This is a genomic window from Shewanella sp. CAL98-MNA-CIBAN-0140 (assembly GCF_040309905.1).
GTDB classification, from domain to species: Bacteria; Pseudomonadota; Gammaproteobacteria; order Enterobacterales; family Shewanellaceae; genus Shewanella; species Shewanella psychromarinicola.
On the sequence record NZ_JBEOPI010000066.1, the window covers coordinates 1 to 9,040 of the forward strand.

Consider the following 9,040-nt stretch of genomic DNA (forward strand, 5'->3'; position numbering starts at 1 on the left):
CTGAGCGAGTTCTGTTATCGGTTCAATCGTAGACAAATGGAAAGAGAAATACCTAACAGATTGTTAAATTTGGCAATCATTCACACGCCAATACATTCTTACTGAGCCAAGTGCATAGGCATGATAATAAATGACATTAATGGATATTAGGCCAGTGTATAGTGACTCACATTTTGCCTTCAAATACTTATCTTATTAGTGTCGTGGTGATCCTCCAGACTAGGTTACCCTAATCGCAACGGCTGTTAATCTCGATGTTTTATTACAATATAATTATATAAAAACAGCTTGCCCAAGCTCATGAGAGAGCAGATACCAAAATGAGTTTGTAGAGTATGGATATGAAAATAGCTATAGTTGGGACGTATTCAGTGTAACTGCAGTGATTTAAATTGAGATCAATCTCGAAGCTGTCTTAAGGCCAATCACTGTTAACTGTATCGTGACAATTAACAGTGATTACATCAGATTACTGTGGCTAATAAATTGCGTTTAAACATGCAATATTTTTGCGGTATTGCAGGCAATATATTTTTCTTCAAACTCTGCTAATGGCAGCGGCTGGCTGAAGTAAAAACCTTGGCCAATTTCACATTGATTGTCTTTGAGCCATTCAAGTTGTTGGATATTTTCAATACCTTCAGCAACAATGGTCAAATCAAGTTGACGGCCAAGCATTAAAATAGTCGACGCAATTGCGCTATCTTGTGGAAGATCACTCACAAATGCACGATCAATTTTCATTGTGGTAATCGGTAAGTGGCGCAAATATGACAATGAAGAATATCCGGTACCAAAGTCATCGACCGCAATGCCAAAGCCAGCTGATTTCAGCTGTTCTAACTTGGTAATAGCTTGCTCAACATCATTCATGAGTGACGTTTCTGTAATTTCTATTTCAAGCAATTCTGGACGTATTTGATAACGTATTGCCAATTGCTTAATATCAGGCACTAAACTAGCATCTGCAAATTGTTGTGATGCCACATTCACTGCAATGGGGATTTCATAATTGAATTTACGTTGCCAATCTCTAATGACTTTACAGCTTTGCTCTATGACCCATCGTCCGATAGGGATGATAATACCGGTTTCTTCCGCAACAGGGATAAACGACATCGGGCTGATTAAACGACCGTCTTTTTGCCAGCGAATAAGGGCTTCACATCCCACTACTTTATTGGTTTTTAGATCAAATTTAGGTTGAAAATACAATAAGAATTCGTTGTTTTTTAATGCATCGTGTAACGACGCTTCTGTGCGCAATCTCACCGCAGCGCGATCGGTCATTTGTTGCTTAAAGAAGGACCACTGATTCGATCCAGCCGCTTTAGCGCTGTACATTGCTATATCGGCATGACGAATTAAATCCTCTGCAGTGGTACCATCTTCAGGATATATCGATATGCCGATAGAAGCCGCTGGATGAATTGCATGTTCATTAAGTTGAATTGGAGTATTTAATTGAATAAGTAACTTATCAACAAAATCAGCTGCTTGTGAAGGGGTTTGGATTTCATCTGCTAAAATCACAAATTCATCACCGCCTAAACGAGCCACGCTGCCTCTATCACCAACCACTCTTTCTAAAATACGTGCAATACGCGCTAGGAATTGATCACCGATTGCATGGCCTAATGAATCATTTACATTTTTAAATCGATCTAAGTCAATAAAGAGTAACGCAAAATTGCGTTTATGAACGCGTGAACGCTGAATGGTGACATTCAATGTTTCTAATAATAATGTCCGGTTTGGTAACCCTGTGAGTGGATCTCGCGTAGCCATTTTGCGCAGCTTGTTCTGAGTTTGGCTGAACTGTAATAAAATTTGGTTAAATTTACTGGTTACTAGCCCTAATTCATCATCTTTATGTGCTTTTGACATGGGCAATAAGTTTTCATCGGGATAGTCAGGATCAATTTTATCGATGGCTTCACTAATGCGAGCGATGGGTTGAGTGAGAAAACGATGAAACACCACGGTTAATACCAGTGTGAGCAGTAATGCGCGAGCCAGAGTTGCAATTAACCCTAGTTGTAACTGGTTAAATAGTTTAGCGGTGAGTTTTTGTGTGTCGTAAAAAATCGTCAGCGTGCCAATCAGCTGCTGTTGTTTATTGTCTTCAAAATAGAATGGTCGATATAGCGGACGGGAGATCTCTTTTAGATCACCAAATAGACGATTACTTAACGAAATGTAGCTATTTGGGAACGCAGCGTATTGATTTGCCTCCGACACAAATAATGACCCATCATCAAGTTCAATCACCGCAGAACCAACATTATCTACTTTGATAATGCCTTCAAGTGTTTGGCTGGCAAGTTTATCATCTAAAGACCATACCGAATTGGTGGTAATTTGTTCGACAGAATTGAGCAGTTCTTGTTGTTCAGCAGTAAGTTGTTGTTTAGTCGTAATGACAACTAATGCAATTTCGACAATAAAGATGGCAATTGCAAAAAACAAAGCAGTAAAAACCACTAAATTAGTTTGTTTCCATGTAAGAGACTTAAAACGGGCCGTCATATATTATTCCATGTCATATAAGTGACTATTTCTAAATTAATTTTGTAGCTCAAAATGCTAAAATCAAAAAAGATTTATATTCAATAAAAAATCAATCGCATCGTGGCTAATGAATAGTTTAACCCCATACAAAAATTAACATTATCAACTAAGACTTTAGTCAAATTCATCTGTCTTGTCATCAATAATCCAACCAAATATCGAACATCAGGCCACTTAGTAGAGATAATCTTAGCTTTATAGCATCTAAATCATTTTTTAATTCAATGATCTCACGTAGGAAAATGATTATTTTAACGATTTTTACGTTCTGTAACTCGCGTCTATTTAACTATTCAACCTAATTGAAGTATACTTGTGCGCGTAATTAAAGGTCATTAAATTAAGGAATGGGTCACGTGAATCCAATTGTAAAGAGTTTTGAGTATGGTCAACATACCGTCACCTTAGAAACAGGTGTTATGGCACGTCAAGCAGATGCTGCAGTTTTAGCAAGCATGGGCGATACCACAGTATTAGTTACTGTCGTTGGTAAAAAAATTGCGGACTTAAGCCGTAGCTTTTTCCCGCTAACGGTTAACTATCAAGAAAAAACCTATGCTGCAGGTAAAATTCCTGGCGGTTTCTTTAAGCGTGAAGGTCGTCCTTCAGAAGATGAAACTCTGATTGCACGTCTCATTGACCGTCCTATTCGTCCTTTATTTCCTAACGGTTTTAAAAACGAAGTTCAAGTTATCATCACTGTGGTATCGGTTGATCCACAAATCGAGCCAGATATTATTTCGATGATTGGTACCTCAGCCGCGTTAGCTATTTCTGGTATTCCTTTCAGCGGCCCAATAGGTGCTGCGCGTGTTGGTTATGTCGACGGCGAATATGTACTTAACCCATCGGTTGACCTGCTTGCAACAAGCTCGCTTAACTTAGTGGTTTCCGGTACTAAAGCAGCGGTACTTATGGTTGAATCTGAAGCAAAAGCGCTTGCAGAAGAAATCATGCTAGGTGCGGTAACTTACGGTCATGATCAACAGCAAGTTGTTGTTGATGCTATCAGTGAATTCAAAGCTGAAGCTGGTAAGCCAACATGGGATTGGACTGCACCCGTTCAAGATCAAGATTTAGTCGCTAAAATCAAAGAGCTTGCAGAAGCTGGCATGACAGACGCTTACCAAATTGAAGTCAAGCAAGACCGTTATATACAAGTCGGTATTGTTAAAGCGGCTGCGAAAGCGGCGTTAGTTGCAGAGAATCCAGATGTAGATTGTCGTGAAGTAGACACCCTACTTGGTAGCTTAGAGAAAAGTGTGGTCCGCGGACGTATTATTAGTGGTAAGCCACGTATCGATGGTCGCGAACCAGACATGATCCGCGCATTAAGTGTGTTAGCGGGTGTACTCCCACGTACTCACGGTAGCTCATTGTTTACTCGTGGTGAAACACAAGCACTAGTCACTTGTACTTTGGGTACTGAACGTGATGCTCAGAAGATTGATAGCATCATGGGCGAACGTACTAATCGCTTTATGCTTCACTATAACTTCCCTCCGTATTGTGTTGGTGAAACCGGTATGGTTGGTTCACCTAAGCGTCGTGAAATTGGTCATGGTAAGTTAGCATGGCGTGGTATGAATGCAGTGATGCCTTCTGCTGAAGAATTCCCATACAGCATTCGTGTTGTATCTGAAATCACTGAATCTAACGGTTCAAGCTCAATGGCTTCAGTATGTGGTACTTCATTAGCATTAATGGATGCGGGTGTACCAATCAAAAGTTCTGTTGCTGGTATTGCAATGGGTCTCGTTAAAGAAGGCGACGATTTCGTTGTACTTTCTGACATCTTAGGTGATGAAGATCACTTAGGTGACATGGACTTTAAAGTAGCCGGTACTCGTGATGGTATCACTGCATTGCAGATGGATATCAAAATCGAAGGTATCACCAAAGAAATCATGGATATCGCACTACAACAGGCTTATGGCGCACGCGTTCATATCCTAAACGTGATGGACCAAGCCATTGGTTCTCCTCGTGATGATATCTCTGCCCATGCTCCACGTATCACCACTATCAAGATCAACCCAGAGAAGATCCGTGATGTAATTGGTAAAGGCGGCGCGGTAATTCGTGCGCTAACCGAAGAAACGGGTACTACGATTGAGCTTGATGACAATGGTACTGTGAAAATAGCATCATCGAATGGCGAAGCAACGAAAGAAGCTATCCGTCGTATCGAAGAAATCACTGCTGAAGTTGAAGTGGGTCGCATCTACAACGGTAAAGTAATCCGTATTGTTGATTTCGGTGCATTTGTAAACATTCTTCCAGGTAAAGATGGTTTAGTACACATCTCTCAAATCAGTGATGAGCGCGTTGCAAATGTATCTGATCATTTAGAAATGAACCAAGAAGTTGCTGTAAAAGTAATGGAAGTGGATCGTCAAGGTCGTGTCAGACTGTCAATTAAAGAAGCTCAAGCGAAAGAAACTGCTGAGTAATCTAATTTAACGGTTTAACCACAAAAAAGGAGATCATTTGATCTCCTTTTTTTATGTGCTGAAAAATAATCTGTAATGTGCATGGCTCTTAGATTGCCAGATTGCTATGATGTTGAATATTAATAGAACCTGATAAGGTAAAGCGGATGGAATGTAAACTACGCACCACAATCGTTGCCGTTGTTGTGGGTGCAAGCATGTTGTTGTCAGGGTGTACTGCAACGTTAGGTTCAAATGATAATATTGCGGGACAGATGATTATCGCTCCTGTCATGCCAGACTATAAGTTGGAAGTGACGCTGGCAAAGCTAAATGAAATTTTGGCTACTATGGAGTTAACTGACGAGCAACGCGCACGTTTTCATTACGATCGTGGCGTCATTTATGACAGTGTCGGATTACGCTTACTGGGTAGAATTGATTTTCATCAGGCACTAAAATTACAACCCGATTTAGCTGATGCCTATAACTTTCTGGGCATTTACTACACTCAAGAAGGTGAGTTCGATAGTGCTTATGAAGCCTTTGATGGTGTATTAGAACTGTCACCTAATTATGATTACGCCTTTTTAAATCGCGGTATCGCATTATATTATGGCGAGCGCTACGAATTAGCGGTAGACGACATGAAAGTATTTTATGAGCGAGACCCTAGTGATGGTTACCGGGTTCTTTGGCTCTATTTGATGACTGCTGCGGTTGATAAAAATGCCGCTTTAGTGAATTTGGCGCAACAACGTGAACAGTTAAATGATGAAGATTGGTCTAGTATATTGGTTGATTTTTACATAGGTAACGTCAACCAAGAACAAGTATTTTCTGCTGCAAAAGTGGGCTTGTCTCAACCAAAAGAATATGCTGAACGCTTATGTGAAGCTTATTTCTACTTAGCTAAACATGCTGCTGCAAATGGCCAATATCAGCAAGCTGCTAATTTTTATCGTTTAACGTTAGCGACTAATATTTATGATTTTGTTGAGCATCGTTATGCGAGAATTGAATTAGCTAAAATGAAAAATATGATCCAACAGTCTACCCAAGTACCATTGAAAAGCTAAAAAACACTTTGCCTAGCCAATTCTGCCGATAGGCGGTATAATTTGCCCCATTTTTAGCGGCTAGTGCAAGGTTAACATGTCAGGCAATAACGTTGAGGTCGACAAGCGTCGTACTTTCGCCATCATTTCGCACCCCGATGCGGGTAAAACCACCATCACCGAAAAAGTACTTTTATTCGGAAACGCCTTACAAAAGGCCGGAACGGTAAAAGGCAAAAAGTCTGGTCAACATGCTAAATCTGATTGGATGGAAATGGAAAAAGATCGTGGTATTTCCATTACCACCTCTGTTATGCAGTTTCCTTACGGTGGCGCACTCATCAACTTACTTGATACACCTGGTCACGAAGATTTTTCTGAAGACACTTATCGTACCCTAACGGCGGTCGATTCTTGTTTAATGGTGATTGATTCCGCTAAAGGTGTCGAAGATCGTACTATTAAATTAATGGATGTGACGCGTTTACGTGATACGCCGATTGTGACATTCATGAATAAATGTGACCGTGATATTCGTGAGCCCATTGAATTAATGGATGAAGTCGAAGCTATTTTAAAGATAGCTTGCGCACCTATCACTTGGCCTATTGGCTCTGGTAAAGAGTTTAAAGGCGTCTACCATATTTTGCGTGATGAAATCATTTTATACCAGAGTGGTATGGGTCACACTATTCAAGAAGAGCGTATTATCAAAGGATTACACAATCCTGAACTAGACAAAGTGCTTGGCTCTTATGCTGCTGAAATCCGTGAAGAAATGGAACTGGTTGCGGGTGCTTCACATGAGTTCAATCAAGAGGCCTTTCTAAAAGGCGAGCTTACGCCAGTGTATTTTGGTACCGCCTTAGGTAACTTCGGTGTAGATCATATTCTGGACGGTATGGTTGAATGGGCCCCCAAGCCGCTTCCTCGTGAAAGTGATGTCCGCAATGTCACTCCTGATGAAGAAAAATTCTCTGGTTTTATCTTCAAAATTCAAGCCAATATGGATCCAAAACACCGAGATCGTGTTGCTTTTATGCGTGTTTGCTCGGGTCGGTATGAGCAAGGTATGAAAATGCACCATGTTCGCATTGGTAAAGATGTCAATGTCAGTGATGCGTTGACCTTTATGGCTGGGGATCGTAGTCGTGCTGAAGCTGCTTATCCTGGTGACATTATTGGACTACATAATCATGGCACGATGCGAATTGGTGATACCTTTACCCAAGGCGAAAAATTACGTTTTACTGGTGTGCCTAACTTTGCCCCTGAAATGTTCCGTCGTATTCGATTAAAAGATCCTTTAAAACAGAAACAACTGCTTAAAGGATTAGTTCAGTTATCTGAAGAAGGTGCTGTACAGGTCTTTAGACCCATTGACTCTAACGATCTCATTGTGGGAGCGGTTGGTGTACTTCAGTTTGAAGTGGTTGTTGGACGCTTAAAAAGTGAATATAACGTTGAAGCTATTTACGAAGGTATCAGTGTCAGTACGGCTCGTTGGGTGTATTGCAAAGACGAGCGTAAATTAGAAGAGTTTCAGCGTAAATGTAGTCAGTATTTAGCCCTCGATGGCGGAAATAACTTGACCTATATTGCGCCAACAATGGTGAATCTAAACTTATCCATGGAACGCTATCCTGACATTGAGTTCACTAAGACGCGTGAACACTAATTGTTAACATGGTTTTTGCAGAGATGTTAAAAAAGGTGGCTTTGCCGCCTTTTTTATTATTGTTTTTATGAGGGAATTAGGATGGTTAACGCTATTATTAAGCTATTTATTGTCAAACCTTGGCAAAAATACATTTTATGGTGTGATGACATGGGATTAACCCTAGAAAATAAACGTAGTTGTGTACCAAGGTTGAGCGAACCTGAAATGGATAGACCAAAAACTGAACCCACAGTGCACCAGGTTTATCGTGCCAATGAAAAACAGTGACCTTATGATTGATACTCATGCTCATCTTGATATGTCAGCGTTCGATGGTGATAGAGAACAGCTGTTTGAGGCTATGCATCGTAGCGGTATTACGTCGGTAATTTTACCGGGTGTGTCGGTTGACCAATGGCAAAAGCAAATCCAAATAGCGCAACAATTTGATTGTTTTTTTTCGCTTGGCATTCACCCTTGGTACGTGCCTGAGAGCATTGATGCGGCCATTATTAAGCTGGATGCAATGTTACAACAACATAGTAAAAATAAGCGTTTGGTGGCTGTTGGGGAGTGTGGTCTCGATAAATTACATCATTGGTCTGATAAACAATTGTTGTTACTTGAGAAACAGTTAGCACTTGCTCAAACTTATCAATTACCTGTCATTTTACATGCCGTTAAAGCTCATCAAGAATTACTGACAATGTTGGCACATTTTAAGCTAACACGAGGCGGAGTTGTGCATGGCTTTTATGGTAACAGTGACATGGCCAAACGTTATATTTCGCTCGGGTTTAAATTAGGTGTTGGTGGGTTAATTCTCAACCCCAGTGCAAAAAAGCTCCGTGAAACCGTGGTCAATTTACCGTTAGAACACTTTTTATTGGAAACGGATTCGCCAAGCATGGCTCCATTTGATCATCCACAATCGCGTAACACCCCACTCACTCTTCTTCGTGTTGTGTCCGAGATCGCATTTTTAAAGGAAAAGTCGACTGTCTGTATATTAGAACAATTGAATCAAAATGCTTTGCAACTATTTGACCTTTAGTTATTTTTTAATGAACACCTTAAGTTAAATATTTTTTAATGTTGTAAGGGTTTGAAATTAAACTTTAAAAACTTGATCAAAACGACGCTTTTCGTTTCACGCTCAGTTATAATCATCAGCGGAAATTAGGTGAGTTAACAACATTCAAAAAAACTGTTAACAAAAGGGTGATGATTAATGGATATAGTAACATGCCTATGCAGTTGGCTCAGTAAGAATGTATTGGCGTGTGAATTATTGCCAAATTTAACAATCTGTTAGGTAT

Annotated in this window: 6 protein-coding genes and 1 pseudogene; 6 read left to right on the forward strand and 1 reads right to left on the reverse strand. The window is 40.2% G+C overall.

Annotation, left to right across the window (positions count from 1 at the left end; all coding sequences use genetic code 11):
- Positions 1–105: pseudogene (locus AAEY93_RS19940) on the forward strand (IS1595 family transposase); the annotation flags it as partial.
- A 387-nt stretch (positions 106–492) separates the two neighbouring features.
- Here the strand turns inward: AAEY93_RS19940 and AAEY93_RS19945 are convergent.
- Positions 493–2,529: a putative bifunctional diguanylate cyclase/phosphodiesterase gene (locus AAEY93_RS19945; protein WP_101032512.1), complete on the reverse strand. Its 2,037-nt coding sequence runs from the start codon at positions 2,527–2,529 to the stop codon at positions 493–495.
- Positions 2,530–2,927: 398 nt separating this feature from the next.
- Between AAEY93_RS19945 and pnp the strand changes: the two genes are divergently transcribed.
- The 5 genes from pnp to AAEY93_RS19970 all read left to right on the forward strand — a co-directional run bounded on the left by pnp (position 2,928) and on the right by AAEY93_RS19970 (position 8,775).
- A complete protein-coding gene (pnp, locus tag AAEY93_RS19950) occupies positions 2,928–5,024 on the forward strand; it encodes a polyribonucleotide nucleotidyltransferase (protein ID WP_101032511.1) in 2,097 nt (698 codons plus the stop codon).
- Between the two features lie 146 nt (positions 5,025–5,170).
- Complete coding sequence (gene nlpI / locus AAEY93_RS19955; protein ID WP_124012072.1) at positions 5,171–6,082, forward strand: lipoprotein NlpI; 912 nt, start codon at positions 5,171–5,173, stop codon at positions 6,080–6,082.
- A gap of 76 nt (positions 6,083–6,158) precedes the next feature.
- On the forward strand, positions 6,159–7,739 hold the full coding sequence (gene prfC, locus AAEY93_RS19960) for a peptide chain release factor 3 (protein ID WP_101032509.1): 1,581 nt from the start codon (positions 6,159–6,161) through the stop codon (positions 7,737–7,739).
- Positions 7,740–7,820: 81 nt separating this feature from the next.
- Positions 7,821–8,009 (forward strand): DUF5363 family protein, encoded by a 189-nt coding sequence (locus AAEY93_RS19965; protein ID WP_101032508.1) that lies wholly within the window; start codon positions 7,821–7,823, stop codon positions 8,007–8,009.
- A 4-nt stretch (positions 8,010–8,013) separates the two neighbouring features.
- The gene (locus AAEY93_RS19970) at positions 8,014–8,775 is read left to right on the forward strand and encodes a TatD family hydrolase (RefSeq protein ID WP_124012151.1); all 762 of its coding nucleotides are present in this window, start codon (positions 8,014–8,016) and stop codon (positions 8,773–8,775) included.
- Positions 8,776–9,040 lie beyond the last annotated feature (265 nt).